Raw genomic sequence first — 15,595 nt, 5'->3', positions numbered from 1 at the left:
TACATCGTATATCTAATTATAATTAATACTGCAAGTTTTTACTGACATCTATTGTTTTCTTATAAGAAGCGTCTTTCAAAACGATGGCGTCCATGCTTTGTATTGCTTACACTTTAATTTCCCACTCTATGAAAGCTCGTGTTCATCATGGACGATAAAGCCAATATTACTTGTACTGTTATTAAGAAATGCTAAAATATATCGCATTACTTCGTCTCTTTCAGGTTCATTATGTATTTCATGATATAAACCCTTCCAAGCTTTAAAATATAATTCTTCAGTTTCAATATTATCTTTCACCAAATGCATAGTTGGAATATCAGACACTTTGTCTTCGAGCCCATACATTAATAATACAGGAAGTGGCTTAATATCTTTTAAGTGTGTTACTGTTTCTTTCATGATTTCGATGATTTGTTTATACCAATGATATGTCACTTTTTGTAACATGAGTTGATCTTCTTTTGCTTCTTCGATTACCTCATCGTTACGTGTTAAATCTTCAACGGTTATGCCTACTTTGAATCTTGTGTCTTTAGTTAATTTACCTACATTAGATAATATCTTATCTTTTCTAGTTTTATTATTTTTTTTGAATTCCAGCAATGGTGAAATAAGCATCAATCCTTCAATAGGTACTTCCACTTTTTCTAGTAAGTTTAAAATAATAAGTCCGCCAAGTCCTACACCTAAAAAATAAGTTGGAAGTTTATATTCATTTGCTATTCTAATCCATTCTAGTACATGTTCGTGATATACTTCGAAATTTTCTATTTGTCCTTTATTAGAACGCGTAGTTTGACCTTGCCCAGGTAAATCACCCATGATAACGTGATGGCCATTTCTACGTAGCATTGTTATTACATACGCATATCTTCCTGTATGTTCGAGCATGTTATGGGCAATTACAATGACACCCTTAGCTTCATTTTCAGTTTCCCATTTCCACATATTCCATACTTCCCCTTCTCCAATAATTTCATTAAATATATTGTATCAAAATATGATGCACGTTTGCCATTTTAAACGCATAAATTATGTTGTCTTAAGTTCATTGTTTTTTTAAAAATAAATATTATAACTATATCAATCAGTCATCCGATAGTGTAGTCTGTGATATTAAGCATAATAAATTTTATTGTAAACGATTTCATTACTATTAGATTCATGCTACACTATTATTGAAAGCATAGCTATTAGCAGGATGGGAGGAATTAATATGCCAATTGTGAAAAATTTTTTTATAGGGTTATCTAATAATCCCTTTTTAAATAAAACAGCTAAGGAAATAGGTCCTATGTTTGGGGCTAAAAAAGTCGTTGCTGGAAATACGATTACTGACTTAGTAGACACAATTGAACGTTTAAATAACAAAGGAATCACTGTTACTGTGGATTGTCTTGGAGAATTTGTTTTAAATGAAGGCGAAGCGATACAGGCCAAAGACCAAATATTAGAAGTGATGTATGCAATATACAACCACAGCTTAGATGGTCACATGTCTATTAAACTAAGCCAACTCGGTTCGGAGTTTGATATTGACCTTGCTTATCGTAATTTACGCGAAATATTACTAAAAGCAAATGAATTTGGTAATATGCATATTAATATAGACACTGAGAAATACGATAGCTTATTTGATATTACTCAAGTGTTAGATCGACTAAAAGGTGAATTTAAAAACGTAGGTACAGTTATTCAAGCTTATTTATATAAAGCAGATGCACTTATCGATAAATACCCAGAACTGCGTTTACGTATGGTAAAAGGTGCATATAAAGAAAATGAAAATATTGCTTACCAAACTAAAGAAGACATTGACGAAAATTACATACGTTTAATTAAAAAAAGATTATTAAACGCTAATAATGTCACTTCTATTGCTACACACGATGATAAAATAATCACACATATTAAACAGTTTATTAAAGATAATAATATTGAAAAAGATAAATACGAATTTCAAATGTTGTACGGTTTCCGATCAGATTTAGCAGGATTACTTGCACGTGAAGGAAATCATTTTTGTATATATGTTCCGTATGGTGATGATTGGTTCAGCTACTTTATGAGAAGATTAGCAGAACGTCCACAAAACTTAAATCTAATGTTTTTAGAATTAATGAAACCTGAAATATTGAAAAAAACAGGCTTTGTAGCCAGTTTGTTAACAGCTATTGGCGTATCTAGTGCATTAATATATAAAGTATTAAAAAAATGATTTATGCCGCTTAACAAGCATGAGAGCCAGAAACATTTATGTCTCAGGCTCTCATTTAGTATTAACAGCAAATCTCTCGGTTCTAAATATTATTATCATTACATTTGCCTATGAAAAACAACAAAAGGATTTAAAATTCAAAAAGTTTTTCACCATTTTTTATATTATAAATTAAATTCATCTTAACTTATGGGATATCGTTCCATAATAAGAAGTCTTAGTAAACGCTATTACTATAGAAGTATGCTAATGCTGATTATATTTCGCTTAATAAATTAGCCATTTCGATTGCACTTACTGCCGCTTCAGAACCTTTGTTTCCAGCTTTAGTACCAGCACGTTCTACAGCTTGTTCAATATTCTCAGTCGTTAATATTCCAAATATTACTGGTGTATCTGTTACATCATTTGCTTTTGACACGCCTTTTGCTACTTCATTACACACGTAATCATAGTGAGAAGTTGATCCTCTGATTACACATCCTAAAGTGATTACTGCATCATATTCACCTTTTTGAGCTAACTTTTTAGCCACTAATGGAATTTCAAAAGCACCTGGTACATATGCCACATCAATATTTCCAGCCGAAACTTCGTGTCTTATTAAGGTATCTTTTGCACCATCTAACAAACGATTCGTGATGAAATCATTAAATCTACTTACTACAATTGCTACTTTTAAATTTGATCCTATTAATTTACCTTCAAAATTCATTTTTTTGCCTCCTATATTAAATGACCCATTTTTTCTTTTTTTGTTTTCATATAATCTTGGTTATATTTATTTGTAGGAACTATCAAATCAATTCTTTTGGCAATATCGATGCCATAATTTTCTAAACTACCGAATTTTTTAGGGTTATTACTTAATAAATTAACGCGTTTTACACCTAAATACTTTAAGATTTTTGCAGCATTTTGGTAATCTCTTAAATCCTCTTCAAAACCTAAAGCAATATTCGCAGAAACTGTATCATATCCCTGCTCTATCAATTCATAAGCTTTTAATTTATTAATTAAACCAATGCCTCTGCCTTCTTGGGGTAAATATAAAATGATACCACCATTTTCACTAATATATTCCATTGAGGCAGCAAGTTGCTCTCCACAATCACATCTTTGACTGTGAAAGATATCTCCAGTCAAACAAGCAGAATGGATACGTACATTTTCGGTTTCTTTGATTTCACCACTAACAATGGCTACTATTTCTTCTTCATTGTTTTGAGTTGAAAATCCATACATATCAAAGTTACCGTAATCTGTAGGTAGTTGTACTTTAGCTTTAGCTTCAAGCGGCGCATCAGTATTTTTTCTGTAATTTTCTAAGTCTTCAATAGATATCATTACAAGCTGATGCTTGTTTTTAAATGCTTCTAAATCGTCTCCTTTAGCCATTGAACCGTCCTCATTCATTATTTCACAAATGAGTGCTGCCGGTTTCGCTCCCGTTAAAAGAGCTAAATCAACAGATGCTTCTGTATGACCACGTCTAGCTAACACACCATTATCTTGAGCAATGAGCGGAAATAAATGCCCTGGTCTGTTAAAATCATTAGCTTTAGTTTGCTCATCAATTAAAGCTTTAGCTGTAAGCATTCTTTCATCGGCACTAATACCAGTTGTTGTATCGATGTGATCAATACTGACTGTAAATTGAGTACCATAAATATCTGAGTTATGGTTAACCATTGGATTAAGCTCTAAGTCTTGCGCTATTTTTTTACTTATGGGCGCGCAAATAAGTCCTCTGCCATATTTAGCCATAAAATTTACCGTGTTCTCATACATCCATTCTGTTATGGCTACTAAATCTCCTTCATTCTCTCTATTTTCATCATCGACCACTATGATACTTTCGCCATTTTTAAGCGCTTTTAATGCTTTTTCTATACTATCTAATTGCATATTACCCCTCCTAGAACCCAAAAGATTTTAGTTTTTCAGAACTCAAACCTGAATCATTATTTCCAACTATTTTTTCTACATATTTAAATAACATATCCGTTTCTATGTGAACTGGATCACCAACACGTTTTTGATTTAATATAGTGGATTTTCTTGTTTCCGGTATAAGGTGAATATCAAATTCTGACTCTTTCAACTGGAAAACAGTCAAACTCACACCATCTATAGTGATAGAACCTTGTTGTACCATTTGATTTATAATGGATTTAGATGGTTTAATTGTTACAATTTTAGAATTATCTGAGTTCTGTATTCTAGTGATTTTAGCTACTTCATCTGTGTGACCAAGCACAAAGTGACCACCAAATCTTCCTTGACCACTCATCGCTCGTTCTAAATTCACTTCGTCGGATTGATTCAACCGGTTTAAATATGTTTTATTCTCAGTGCCTTTAATCACCTGTACTGAAAATGTTTGGTTATCAAAACATACTACTGTTAAACAAACACCATTCACACTGATTGAATCGCCAATATGCATATCAGATAAAATTGTCTGACAATCAATGGTTAAATTAACAATTGATTGCTGGGTTGTCATTTTTTTAATCGTACCTATTTCTTCCACAATGCCAGTAAACATATTAATTCACTTCTTTCGCAATTCTAATTTAATGTTTTGCTCAAGCACTTGAGAATTTACAATTTCAAATTGTGGTGCCTCTGATAAATTAAATACATTTTCTGTTTTAAAAAATTGATAATCACCAGAACCACCTATCATTTTCGGGGCATAATATAAGATAAGTTCATTCGTATAATTAGATTGAAGAAATTCAGAAGTAATCGTAGGGCCGGCTTCAACTAAGACACGCCCAATCCCTTTTTGATATAAATCTTTTAAAATGTTTTCAAGAGAACAGTTTGAACAATGAATGACTTCTACATGTTCAATATCTGATTTTAATTTTTCTTGTTCTGTATAAATCCAAATAGGCACATTAGATTGGTTAAACATATCTAAATCAAAGTCAATTCGACCTGATTTTGAAAGTATAATACGGATAGGATGCTTACCTTCTTCTATTCTGGTAGTATATTGAGGGTTATCAGCATTTAATGTGCCAGTTCCTGTTATCACAGCGTCATGTTTATGTCTAAGCATAAACACATCATTTTTGACTGATTTATTTGTAATCCATTTACTTTCACCTTTATCAGTAGCTTGTTTACCATCTAAACTACAAGATACTTTCACTGTAACTTCCGGAATACCTTGTCTTTTAGTTATAAAAAAGTCTTTATATAAGGCTTCTGCTTCAGGTTTATGACGAAATTCCACTTTGACTCCAGCATGTTGTAAGATTTCATCACCTCTAGATGTCAAAGTTGTATCTTTAACAGCATAGACTACTTGTTTAATACCAAAATCTATAATTTTATTAACGCATGGTGGCGTTGAACCATAATGAGAGCAGGGCTCTAAAGATATATAGATTGTGCCACCTGCAGCTGTTTCGTTTGCCATGTCCAAAGCTTGAACTTCAGCATGTTTATCACCTTTTTGTAAATGGGCACCTATGCCAACGATTCTACCTTGATTAACTACAACAGCACCAACAGGCGGATTTATTCCTGTTTGACCGTCTACCATTTTTGCCAATTGAATTGCATAATTTAAATATTGACTCATAATAATCACCTCTAAATAATAAAAAACACCTGAAATGGTTTTCAGGTGTGGGATATATTTCGATATAACATGATTTGTTTAACATTAAATACACTTTTCCAAATGATAGAAAAATGTACACTAAATAAACACTCTAAGCAGTGCTGTTTGTTATACTCCATTCTTTCTCCCATCCAGACTATACTGTCGGCTCTAGATTCTCACTAGATCAGCCACATTTGTAAAAACAAATGCAGGTCGCAGGCTTTATTTACTGCCGGTTGGGAATTTCACCCTGCCCCGAAAGAACATTTATGAAATTGTAATTGATGATTGAGTCAAGTAACTTTTTAAAGCTACAACGTTATCGTACTATATTTTATGGTAAAAAACAATTCTTATTACTTAAGTCGGTTTTGTTTATCTGTTGAAAACACTTCAATTCCTTGTGACAACAAGATTTTCAAGAAATTTTTTATAAAAAATTAAAACAACTAAACGTTAAACATCATTAATAAACTAATTAAAACTTTTATGTGTTTACTTAAATATTAATCTGTTAAAAAGCCAAATTACTTTTACGTATTATAATTAAAATAACCAATACAAACTATTTAGTAAGGTCACATGTATATGATCAAGTGTTTGCTAAACATATTTATATAAATAGTAAAGATAGGTTTCAGTTCATATATTATTTAGACTAGCACTTATTTTGATCGCGGTTTAATAAATTTTCTACCACACTAACAGCTTGTTTTACAATCATTGTTACGCCGTTACGAGATTGATTAATCCCATTTGTCAATTGACCTAAAGCGAACATGTTTTTTAAAGTACCATACCGTGGGCTTATAATTTGATTTGTTTCAGGAATAATCTGTATGCCGCCTAATGGGTGTGCCTGAACAACTTGTCTATTTTCTAAGTTTAGAATCAATTGATCATCATTATCTAACTCTGACAAATGTGATTTTGAACCCGTTGCATTGATTACAACATCAAATTTATCAATCGCTTTGAAATCATCTTCATACTTAAACCAGAAATGCTGGCCATCATGTTTTACATCTTCTAGCCCTTTTTTTATTTCAATTTGTCCGTTTTGAATATGGTTTATAATTAATCTTGCTGTACGTGGAGGCATTGGGTTAGAATTCTCTTTTAATATAGATTGGTAATTTCGTAAAAAAGTTTTTTGATCGTCTCTACTAAAACTATTCCATATCCAATTGAGATTTTCTTTTGCTAATTCAAGAATGCTTTGAAATTTACCCAATATTTCTTTGTGTTCTAAATCATATGTTAAATCCGCAATAGGGTCGCCTTTTCTTCTATGAACTAATTTTTCTACTGGAATATCATAATACGTACAGTCTTTTCTAAATAATGTTAAAGCATCTTCTAAAGGCACATTCCCCAAGTTTTCTTTTTTGATTTTATTAAAGTTTTCAGGTGTAACGTATTTAAACTGAATTTCTGGCATATCGCCTCTTACACTAGGTAAATGACCTTTTCGGCTAGTCACGGAAATAGGTAAATTTGGGTGATGCGCAGTTACAAATCGAATAACATCTAAACTTGCTAGCCCCGTACCAATAATAGCTATTCTGTCTGTGCTATCAACTTCGTTCAATGTGTCATAAGTCGGGTATGGCGTTTGTATGTATCCCGGCGTTCCTTTTAATTGATAAGGATCATGATACGATAACGTACCAACTGTTAAAAATACAATATCGTATTGTTGTTGGCAATCTGGTTTTTCAGATGTACAGACGACATATTTTATATTTGTCTCGCCTATATCTGCATCTATAAACACTTCTAAAACTTCTTTTTTAATCATTTGAATATTTTTATATTGTTTATGATATGTTTCTAAATAGTCTTTCATATAATGGCCAAATATAAATCTAGGTAAATATTCTGGATTGGAAAATTTAAATATAGATTGTTGTTGATACCATTCATAGAATTCGCGTTCATTTTTCAAGTTGAGAGACATTTGTTTAGCCGGCAAATTGATAAGCAATTGATCGCTGTCATTTTGAAATGGTATACCTTGCCCCATATTTTTAGGATTATCGTAAACATCTACTTTCATTTGGTCGAACTCATCATATTTCACTAATTCTTTTAATAAACTAACGCCTGCAGTTCCCATGCCAATGATAGCTATACGCATTTTATTCACCCTTACTTTTATTAATTTATATTTAGTATATCAATGATTGTACGCTTATTACATGTTAATGAATTATGTTATTATTATACAAAATTAATAGTTATGTTAACATTAAAATATTGTATCAAAACTTATTTAAGATATAAGGAGTTTAAAAACAAACTATTTTAAAAGGATTATCTATCTATTAATAACTAGTACAATATTATTAGTAAGTTGTGATTTGCCCGGCCTCTCGGGTGGTAAATCTAAAAATTTTGTTAAAATTTCCGCTTTAGCTACGAGTGAATCGCAAATCATGGCTTATATGCTCAAAGGTTTAATTGAACATGATACGCAAAGCACAATGAGTGCTTCAATCATAAATAATGTAGACTCAGCCACAATCTAGCATTACGCCTTAATACATGGGGATGCTAATATTTCAAGTACGCGCTATACTGGAACCGATTTGGTTGGCGTGCTGGAACAGCAACCCATTACAGATACAAATAGAGCAATATCTGTTACTCAAAAACTGTTCAACCAAAAATTTAATCAAAGATTCTTTAATTCTTATGGTTTTGAAAATACCTTTGCATTTATAGTCACAAAAGAAACCGCAAAGAAATACAATTTACGTTCTATTTCAGGTTTAAAAAAGTAAAAGATCAAGTCAAAGTTGGTACAGATACTACGTGGATTAAACGAGGCGGCGATGGTTATGTTCCGTTCAAAGCACATTATGGATTTGGTTTTAACGATTTAAAGCCAATGCAAATCAGCCTTGTATATGACGCTTTAAAAAATAATAAACTAGATGTCGCACTTGGTTATACAACAGATGGCAAAATATCAGCATATGATTTAGTAGTGCTTAAGGATGACAAACATTTTTTCTCCATATGATGCAAGTGCAGTAGCACCAAATGAATTATTACAAAAACGTCTACAGATTAAAGCATTAATCAATAAGTTAGACCATAAAATTAATACAGAACAAATGCAAAAGCTTAATTATGAAGCTGATGGCAAAGGTAAGGCACCAGCGATGATAGACAAAGAATTCTTAGAAAAAAACAATTATTTTGATAGTGATAATTAAAACAGTGATTGAATATTATGGATAAATATTGTGTATATTCTGCAGTTTAATGTTACTATGGTTTCAAAGATTAGGAAGTGATTAAATGAAATTGATTATAAAAGTGATTATATCAACAATCTTATTGTTTTTACTGTTTGGCAATAAAAATAAAGCTGAATAAACCAACGCTACTCAAGTAACAACAAAATTTATCAATGTGTAAGTAGTCATATATTCGATATCATAAGAAACTGGATATTAATCTTATAATTTTTCTTCAAAAAGATTTCTTTAGTTTGAATTTTTGAGGGCTCATTTTATATTAAAACTTCGATGTAACTTTACTTCATCGCTGAGGCCACGCCTTGAATTGTAATCGCAAGATACATTAGCATTAGATATAAAAAGCGTGGCTCGACAGGTTAAAACATTTCATAAAACAAAGAAAACGTCAATTTCTATAATTTTAATAGAAATTGACGTTTTCTTTGTTTTAGCTAGAGATATTTATATCCTATCTCTTTATATTTATCAATGTATTGATTATGTGTCTTGATGTTTTTTATCATCTTTGTAGACAAAATATTTATAGTATTTACCTTCTGTTTTCATATCTTTATAGAAATCTGCCATTAAGCTTGCATTACTTTCAGCCCACTTAATATCTGTAGCATATTGATGTTCACCAGGTTTTTTTGGATTCCAGCGCATACTATATAAAGTGTTTTGATCTTTGTTAGATAAGAAATGGCCATGAATAAAATTAGCGCCTCCACTAATTGCTTTTTCTGGTGTATCCCAACCATGTTTTTTCGCATATTCAGCACCAGTTTTCACAGGATCCTCATCTAAAGCACCTACACCAAAGAAATTATAATATTTCTTCCCGTCAATCTCGACGCCGCTAGATAATTCACTCTTAGCTGAACCAGTTTCAAGTATTGCATGTGAAATTAAGTATACTTCATTAACATGTTTTTCTTTAGCTGCTTTTATAAAATCATCTGAATGCTCTAAAAGTATAGGGTTATCAATAAGCATTCTTTTTATTCTATTTTCATCAATACCTTGATACTTATCTAGTTCCAAAAATTGATACTTTTGAGTATCACTCTCAATAAAATTACTACTATTCATTGCTGCTTTAATTTCAGTTGATGATGCATCTCTCCAAGTATCATTGTTTTTACTTGAAACTTGTTGACTTGTGTAGTTATCTATTTGTTTTTTTGCTGCTTTATCTAAAGTAATATTGAGCTGCTCTACTTTTTCTTGTTGATTAACTTCTTTAAAAAAGATTTGATCTGAAATCATTGAAAATACAATGACTGCAGCTACTACAAGTACTATCAATAAACCAATAACTGATAGTATTGAGCCTTTCTTATGCTTCGTCATGTTCACACCTCATAGGTAATAATAGAAATATTAAGTCTCTTTATTATATACACGATTATAAAAGACTATCTGAAATTAAATTCTAACACTAAATAGTTGAACGTACAATTTTATATGTTTGTTGTTACATATTCATAAAAAAAGTAATGAAATTTTAATTTCATTACTCTTGACTTTTATTATATTCCATAATTATAAAACTCACTGCTTGCGATCTGTTTTTATAATAATAGCGATTTAAATCAATTGTACCTTCTATCTCACCGTCACGATACATCATTTCTTTTGTAAGATTATTAATCATAACGAAATCCGATTTATCTTTAATCGTATCTAAATCATTATGTCTAGCAAAGAAATGTTCTAAATTTAAATGTGCGTAATCCATATAAACCTCCTGATTTATTGTCCGAAGATAATACAAAACTCTAAAGTGTTATATCTTTAAGTTGAATACGCGTGGATGTTATAAAACTTAAATTTTATCTATCTTATTAGTTCTATTTAACACCTATTGTCAATATTTAGCAAATGAAAATTACTATCTTTTCCAATAAAATAAACTTATCCGGAAATAAATGTTATATATATATGACAATGGAGCTCAATAATGCCTTTCGAACAACTCTATTTTCAATTCAAACATATTATTTTTATTTTACTAAACAAATACCGTATTAAGTATAATCGAGAAGAATATACTCAATTACTCACTATCAAAATGTGGGAGTTAACGCAAAATTACTTACCACATCATACTTACTCTTTGGGTCAATTCCTTTATAACCGCTTAAACTACTATTTAATAGACCTTTTCCGATGCCAAAATCAGAAAACAAACATCCTATATTTAACAGAACAAATAGATGAACAAACTAACAACACTGATATTACTAATAACCATCTAATGTATCAACATTTTTTACAGCAATTAACGGAAAAAGAGAGACAGTGGCTGATATTAAAACTTTCTGGTTATAAGCAAAGTGAGTTAGCATGTATGCTAAATTGTTCCATTTCTACAGTAAAAAATTATCGAAAAAAAGTTCAAAAAAAGTATTATAAATTTTATTCACCAAAATAAGATTAGGAGCCTAAAATGACACAAATATCAAAATTATTGTACCTTAAAACAGTTATTAGTGATGAACTTATGACTATTGGCCAATATACAACACATCAATTTAACTATCCTACTTCAATGATGCCAACGGTTCACTATTTATTAGACACATATCGATTATCGCTCCCTCATCAAATTAAGGAAGCCAAGCAAATATTAAAAATCCGAAAAATGGTCCCCATATTTATTAATTCACATATAACCTTATTCCCACTTAAAGCTAAGCGCGCCCCTTTGCAATACTATATCAACGCAAATGCTATTGTTGGGATTAAATCACACAATAATAAGTCAATCATCTATTTTGAAAATGCAACATTTATTATAGTTGATGTTCCATATACATTTGTATATAAAAAATGGCAAGAAAGTATAACACTGTCTCACCTAATGCAATAAAATATAATTATAATGACCTATTATGTTTATACTCTAATAATTTTTTCGTAAAATAACCAGTCACCTTTTGAATCAAGTAGATACTAATAATTAGTAATAATACTGACCCAACTAACGTTAAAATAACTACAGTGCTAGATAACTGTACTTCCGGTTTAATAAAATATTGAACTGATGATAAGCTTGATAGTAAAGCAAACAAGAATACACCTAATAAAACGATATATGTAAATAAAATGCCAAGTAATAACATAAAGAAATAAGATGATGGAGCTACTTTTTCTTTAAAAATATAATTGTTTAAAAACTGATTTGAAAATGCGATTGGACGATTAAGTTCCTCACCATGATCCATTTTCGTAACTTCTGATAATACTTGGTCTAGTTGTTGTTTTTCTTTTTTATTTAAAAACCATAAATGCTTTTTTACTTTTTGTTTAAAAATATTTGCCTTCATTAAAAGTTTCTCCTTAAATATATTAAACGTATACTACCTTTATAAAGAATAAGTTATTTATTTCACGGTTTCAATCATATTATTCATATTTTTAAAACTAAATACGTCTAAAATAATTTGTATTTTCAACTACTTTAGTCGATAATTTCTAAGCCCATTAATATTGCAAATTGTAGTGCCTGTTCTCTAGAAACTTTACATCCGAACAAGTCTTCTTTATTAACTTGTATGGATTTAAAAAATGCTTGGCTTATATCACAGTGTTTAAGTGGGGTTTGGTAAAATGAGGCATCTTCTAAATTAGCACCTTCTAATTGTATATCGTTTAGTTTTGTATTATAAAAAACCGCACTACCTAAAAAACTGTCACTTGTTAAAAAACTATCAATTTTAGCATCGATAAAACCTATAAAATCAGCTTTTACTTCTTCGAACCAGACGTGCCCAATACTTACCTTTTTAAATTGAACACCAGTAAGACGACAACCCTTGAAAATCACTCTATGTATTGAACCAAAATCGATTTTTACATTAGACAAATCACAATTTTCAAAAATAACATCTGTAAAGTCTACCCGATTAAAATGTGAATGAGATAAATCACAATTTTTAATTACTGAACTGTAAATCATTAATTTATCTAATGTAACATTACTTAACTGAGATTCAGTTATATCTGCCCTCTCAATGACGCCATCATATTTAAAAACATCATCTAATAACCCTGTATCTAAATTCATTGCTATCTTTGGTTGTTGTAATTTCACTGTTACGCACGACCTCGTTTCACCCTTTTATTTTAAATTATTTTTAATATAATCCATACGTTAATATAAATTCAAATTTTAAATGTAAATGATGCTAATCGCTGAGTAAAATAAGCATTATACCATTTAATAGAAAATGAGAGCCTAGGATAAATTAATATCCTAGGCTCATCTTCATTGTTAACAATGGATGACTGGGCTAAAAAGCGCTGCAGTTCTGGCATTTTTCTTAGCCACCCTTGCTAGATAAAATCACGAAACCTGTTAGAAAATAAATTTCTGTTTCGTTCTGTCTATTATAAAATTGAAAGTCCTGAAGATTGGATGTCTTTTGCAAATCCTTTAACTGTATCAACTGATAGTTCATTGATGTCACGGCCAAGATTATTGTTTACTTTTTTAACAACATCTGCAGGACATGTGATAATATCAGCGCCAACTTCGTCAGCTTGAATCACATTGATGACTTCACGACAACTTGCCCATAATAATTTTACCCCTGCTTTGCTGTGCGTTATTTCAGCAGCCTCTTTCATCATTGGGATTGGGTCAACGCCAGTGTCAGCAATACGACCAGCAAATACTGATACATAAGTTGGTACACCTTCTGTTATAGCGTCTGTAATTTCTTTAACTTGATCTAAAGTGTAAACAGCAGTGATGTTTAAGCGAACATTTTCTGCTGATAATTTTTTGATTAGAGAAATAGTTGATTCACCTTTTGTGTTCACAACTGGAATTTTAACAAATACGTTACTGCCATATTGTTTTAAAATTTCAGCTTCTTTTGCCATAGTTTCTAAATCATCAGCAAATACTTCAAATGAGATAGAAGCATCAGGAATTTCACGAACAGCTTCTTCAGCGAAAGCTTTATAGTCTGTTACACCTGCTTTTGCCATTAAACTTGGATTAGTTGTAAAACCATCTACTTGTTTATTTTTATAAGCTGCTTTCATTTCTTCAATATCTGCACCGTCTGCAAACACTTCAACATTTAATTTTGCCATTACTAATTCCTCCTGACTAAAATAAATAATTCTATAAAGAATTATTTTTATAACGGTCAATAACCATACAGTTTATTTATACCATCTTTTTTTAATAAATTCTATTTATCTGCTTATAATCAAAAATTTTTCAGAATAAACATTAATGCTACAGTTGTTGTAAACCCTATAGTGACAACTTTCAAACTCTTGATTTATATATTAAATTATTTTACTTATTGTAAATTTAGTTAAATTTAAGTTAATATATGATATTATTACTAAATGAATTGCACTAGGAGGTTATTATGGCACGCTCAAAACTTTATTTTTATTTATCATGCATTTTAATTATTATTAGTTTTTATTTTAATACTAGAAACCCTCTACTAAATATGCACTTTAATTCAATGGTTAAACTTATTTTTGTTTGTAGTATTATCAATGCTATTATATTAATTATTTCAATTATATTTTCTGATAAATCCATAAAACATTTACACGAAAATTCGGGTTGGATTAGACCAGCTAGTAAAGCTTTACCATATATCATATTAGTTGTGTTAGTGATTCATATTATTGCTTCACTTTCCACTTTTGGTATTATTTTCTAATATTCACTACAAAAGTTATAATACTTTTGTAGTTTTATTTTTTGAAGGGAAGTTATAATAGTGCAATATGTATATATTTTCGTTGGAGGAGCTATTGGTGCATTGATCCGCTATACTTTTTCAATATTAAACTACACTGATGGTTTCCCGACCGGGACATTCCTCGCAAATATCTTGGGCGCTTTTTTAATGGGATTACTAGGAACCATGGCAATACAATATTTTAACAACAACCCTCAACTTAAAAAGGGTATTACTACTGGATTACTAGGGGCCCTTACAACGTTCTCTACCTTCCAATTTGAACTTATTGGATTTTTACACCAGCAAGCTTACGCAATGCTAATTATCTATGCGTTGGTTAGCTATATACTAGGTGTATTAGTTTGTTATATTGGCGTAAGATTGGGGGCACGTTTCTCATGACTCAAGTTATTTTGGTGATGTTAGGTGGCGGTATTGGTGCAGTCATTCGAGGATTTCTTACTAACGTGTTTGCCAACAAAATAAATAGTACTTTACCTGTAGCTACACCTTTTGTAAATATCTTAGGTAGTTTTATTATTGGTTTAATCATGGGTATGTCACTCAATATTCCATGGGTAGATTCATTTTTAGTAGTTGGTATACTTGGAGGGCTAACTACTTTTTCAACGCTTTCTTCAGAATTAGTTAAGATGTTAACACCAGAAAAAAATATCCTTAATTTTATTACCTATTCATTAATACAATATGTAGTAGCTTTTATTGCATGTTTATTAGGTTATATAATAGTATAATTTTTTATTAATAAGAC

18 protein-coding genes, 1 pseudogene and 1 riboswitch are annotated in these 15,595 nt (G+C 30.6%); of the genes and pseudogenes, 7 read left to right on the top strand and 12 right to left on the bottom strand.

The annotated features are described in order from the left end of the window. Window positions 1–126: 126 nt before the first annotated feature. Entirely contained in the window at window positions 127–951 is an 825-nt protein-coding gene (locus BJG89_RS05990) for an alpha/beta fold hydrolase (protein ID WP_096809090.1), read from the bottom strand. A 268-nt stretch (window positions 952–1,219) separates the two neighbouring features. Between BJG89_RS05990 and BJG89_RS05985 the strand changes: the two genes are divergently transcribed. Continuing rightward, the gene (locus BJG89_RS05985) at window positions 1,220–2,221 is read left to right on the top strand and encodes a proline dehydrogenase family protein (protein ID WP_096809088.1); all 1,002 of its coding nucleotides are present in this window, start codon (window positions 1,220–1,222) and stop codon (window positions 2,219–2,221) included. Between the two features lie 256 nt (window positions 2,222–2,477). On the opposite strand, the gene ribH is transcribed toward BJG89_RS05985, so the two are convergent. From ribH to BJG89_RS05960, 5 genes are all read right to left on the bottom strand, one after another. Beyond that, the gene (gene ribH, locus BJG89_RS05980) at window positions 2,478–2,936 is read right to left on the bottom strand and encodes a 6,7-dimethyl-8-ribityllumazine synthase (protein ID WP_096809086.1); all 459 of its coding nucleotides are present in this window, start codon (window positions 2,934–2,936) and stop codon (window positions 2,478–2,480) included. Between the two features lie 11 nt (window positions 2,937–2,947). Next, complete coding sequence (ribA, locus tag BJG89_RS05975) at window positions 2,948–4,129, bottom strand: GTP cyclohydrolase II (RefSeq protein ID WP_096809084.1); 1,182 nt, start codon at window positions 4,127–4,129, stop codon at window positions 2,948–2,950. Between the two features lie 10 nt (window positions 4,130–4,139). Beyond that, window positions 4,140–4,772 (bottom strand): riboflavin synthase, encoded by a 633-nt coding sequence (locus BJG89_RS05970; RefSeq protein ID WP_096809082.1) that lies wholly within the window; start codon window positions 4,770–4,772, stop codon window positions 4,140–4,142. Between the two features lie 6 nt (window positions 4,773–4,778). Continuing rightward, on the bottom strand, window positions 4,779–5,822 hold the full coding sequence (ribD, locus tag BJG89_RS05965; RefSeq protein ID WP_096809080.1) for a bifunctional diaminohydroxyphosphoribosylaminopyrimidine deaminase/5-amino-6-(5-phosphoribosylamino)uracil reductase RibD: 1,044 nt from the start codon (window positions 5,820–5,822) through the stop codon (window positions 4,779–4,781). Between the two features lie 157 nt (window positions 5,823–5,979). Beyond that, window positions 5,980–6,113: riboswitch (FMN riboswitch) on the bottom strand. 391 nt (window positions 6,114–6,504) lie between these two features. Continuing rightward, window positions 6,505–7,986, bottom strand: a complete 1,482-nt coding sequence (locus tag BJG89_RS05960) for an FAD/NAD(P)-binding protein (protein WP_096809078.1) — start codon at window positions 7,984–7,986, stop codon at window positions 6,505–6,507. A gap of 142 nt (window positions 7,987–8,128) precedes the next feature. Here BJG89_RS05960 and BJG89_RS05955 point away from each other — a divergent pair. Beyond that, window positions 8,129–9,070, top strand: a pseudogene (locus BJG89_RS05955) (glycine betaine ABC transporter substrate-binding protein). Window positions 9,071–9,595: 525 nt separating this feature from the next. Here BJG89_RS05955 and sagB read toward each other — a convergent pair. Together sagB and BJG89_RS05945 are read right to left on the bottom strand one after the other, a co-directional pair. After that, window positions 9,596–10,450, bottom strand: a complete 855-nt coding sequence (gene sagB, locus BJG89_RS05950) for a peptidoglycan release complex glucosaminidase SagB (RefSeq protein ID WP_096809076.1) — start codon at window positions 10,448–10,450, stop codon at window positions 9,596–9,598. Window positions 10,451–10,613: 163 nt separating this feature from the next. After that, window positions 10,614–10,838, bottom strand: coding sequence for a hypothetical protein (locus BJG89_RS05945; protein ID WP_096809074.1), 225 nt, complete (start codon window positions 10,836–10,838; stop codon window positions 10,614–10,616). Between the two features lie 222 nt (window positions 10,839–11,060). On the opposite strand from BJG89_RS05945, the gene BJG89_RS05940 reads away from it, so the two are divergent. Both BJG89_RS05940 and BJG89_RS05935 read left to right on the top strand, forming a co-directional pair. Beyond that, the gene (locus tag BJG89_RS05940) at window positions 11,061–11,534 is read left to right on the top strand and encodes a sigma-70 family RNA polymerase sigma factor (protein ID WP_096809072.1); all 474 of its coding nucleotides are present in this window, start codon (window positions 11,061–11,063) and stop codon (window positions 11,532–11,534) included. A 15-nt stretch (window positions 11,535–11,549) separates the two neighbouring features. Further along, entirely contained in the window at window positions 11,550–11,972 is a 423-nt protein-coding gene (locus tag BJG89_RS05935; RefSeq protein ID WP_096809071.1) for a competence protein ComK, read from the top strand. Window positions 11,973–11,979: 7 nt separating this feature from the next. On the opposite strand, the gene BJG89_RS05930 is transcribed toward BJG89_RS05935, so the two are convergent. The 4 genes from BJG89_RS05930 to BJG89_RS05920 all read right to left on the bottom strand — a co-directional run bounded on the left by BJG89_RS05930 (window position 11,980) and on the right by BJG89_RS05920 (window position 14,206). Next, complete coding sequence (locus tag BJG89_RS05930) at window positions 11,980–12,429, bottom strand: hypothetical protein (protein ID WP_096809068.1); 450 nt, start codon at window positions 12,427–12,429, stop codon at window positions 11,980–11,982. Window positions 12,430–12,563: 134 nt separating this feature from the next. Then, window positions 12,564–13,196 (bottom strand): pentapeptide repeat-containing protein, encoded by a 633-nt coding sequence (locus BJG89_RS05925; RefSeq protein ID WP_096809067.1) that lies wholly within the window; start codon window positions 13,194–13,196, stop codon window positions 12,564–12,566. 71 nt (window positions 13,197–13,267) lie between these two features. Continuing rightward, window positions 13,268–13,420: a hypothetical protein gene (locus BJG89_RS14780; protein ID WP_159085238.1), complete on the bottom strand. Its 153-nt coding sequence runs from the start codon at window positions 13,418–13,420 to the stop codon at window positions 13,268–13,270. A 72-nt stretch (window positions 13,421–13,492) separates the two neighbouring features. Beyond that, on the bottom strand, window positions 13,493–14,206 hold the full coding sequence (locus tag BJG89_RS05920) for a transaldolase (protein ID WP_096809065.1): 714 nt from the start codon (window positions 14,204–14,206) through the stop codon (window positions 13,493–13,495). Between the two features lie 287 nt (window positions 14,207–14,493). On the opposite strand from BJG89_RS05920, the gene BJG89_RS05915 reads away from it, so the two are divergent. From BJG89_RS05915 to BJG89_RS05905, 3 genes are read left to right on the top strand one after another with little or no spacing between them, the layout of a single operon-like run. Then, entirely contained in the window at window positions 14,494–14,799 is a 306-nt protein-coding gene (locus BJG89_RS05915) for a hypothetical protein (RefSeq protein ID WP_096809063.1), read from the top strand. 60 nt (window positions 14,800–14,859) lie between these two features. Then, complete coding sequence (gene crcB / locus BJG89_RS05910; RefSeq protein WP_096809062.1) at window positions 14,860–15,225, top strand: fluoride efflux transporter CrcB; 366 nt, start codon at window positions 14,860–14,862, stop codon at window positions 15,223–15,225. Next, complete coding sequence (locus tag BJG89_RS05905; RefSeq protein ID WP_096809060.1) at window positions 15,222–15,578, top strand: fluoride efflux transporter FluC; 357 nt, start codon at window positions 15,222–15,224, stop codon at window positions 15,576–15,578. Before crcB ends, BJG89_RS05905 begins: the two co-directional genes overlap by 4 nt. Window positions 15,579–15,595: the final 17 nt, after the last annotated feature.

It is taken from the genome of Staphylococcus nepalensis (genome assembly GCF_002442935.1).
GTDB classification, from domain to species: Bacteria; Bacillota; Bacilli; order Staphylococcales; family Staphylococcaceae; genus Staphylococcus; species Staphylococcus nepalensis.
This window is presented reverse-complemented; position numbering and strand designations above follow the sequence as displayed.

Bases quoted from the DNA above. Each gene is read 5' to 3' on its own strand.
- BJG89_RS05990 (WP_096809090.1), bottom strand. From the start codon at position 951: ATGTGGAAATGGGAAACTGAAAATGAAGCTAAGGGTGTCATTGTAATT.
- BJG89_RS05985 (WP_096809088.1), top strand. From the start codon at position 1,220: ATGCCAATTGTGAAAAATTTTTTTATAGGGTTATCTAATAATCCCTTT.
- ribH (WP_096809086.1), bottom strand. From the start codon at position 2,936: ATGAATTTTGAAGGTAAATTAATAGGATCAAATTTAAAAGTAGCAATT.
- ribA (WP_096809084.1), bottom strand. From the start codon at position 4,129: ATGCAATTAGATAGTATAGAAAAAGCATTAAAAGCGCTTAAAAATGGC.
- BJG89_RS05970 (WP_096809082.1), bottom strand. From the start codon at position 4,772: ATGTTTACTGGCATTGTGGAAGAAATAGGTACGATTAAAAAAATGACA.
- ribD (WP_096809080.1), bottom strand. From the start codon at position 5,822: ATGAGTCAATATTTAAATTATGCAATTCAATTGGCAAAAATGGTAGAC.
- BJG89_RS05960 (WP_096809078.1), bottom strand. From the start codon at position 7,986: ATGCGTATAGCTATCATTGGCATGGGAACTGCAGGCGTTAGTTTATTA.
- sagB (WP_096809076.1), bottom strand. From the start codon at position 10,450: ATGACGAAGCATAAGAAAGGCTCAATACTATCAGTTATTGGTTTATTG.
- BJG89_RS05945 (WP_096809074.1), bottom strand. From the start codon at position 10,838: ATGGATTACGCACATTTAAATTTAGAACATTTCTTTGCTAGACATAAT.
- BJG89_RS05940 (WP_096809072.1), top strand. From the start codon at position 11,061: ATGCCTTTCGAACAACTCTATTTTCAATTCAAACATATTATTTTTATT.
- BJG89_RS05935 (WP_096809071.1), top strand. From the start codon at position 11,550: ATGACACAAATATCAAAATTATTGTACCTTAAAACAGTTATTAGTGAT.
- BJG89_RS05930 (WP_096809068.1), bottom strand. From the start codon at position 12,429: ATGAAGGCAAATATTTTTAAACAAAAAGTAAAAAAGCATTTATGGTTT.
- BJG89_RS14780 (WP_159085238.1), bottom strand. From the start codon at position 13,420: ATGCCAGAACTGCAGCGCTTTTTAGCCCAGTCATCCATTGTTAACAAT.
- BJG89_RS05920 (WP_096809065.1), bottom strand. From the start codon at position 14,206: ATGGCAAAATTAAATGTTGAAGTGTTTGCAGACGGTGCAGATATTGAA.
- BJG89_RS05915 (WP_096809063.1), top strand. From the start codon at position 14,494: ATGGCACGCTCAAAACTTTATTTTTATTTATCATGCATTTTAATTATT.
- BJG89_RS05905 (WP_096809060.1), top strand. From the start codon at position 15,222: ATGACTCAAGTTATTTTGGTGATGTTAGGTGGCGGTATTGGTGCAGTC.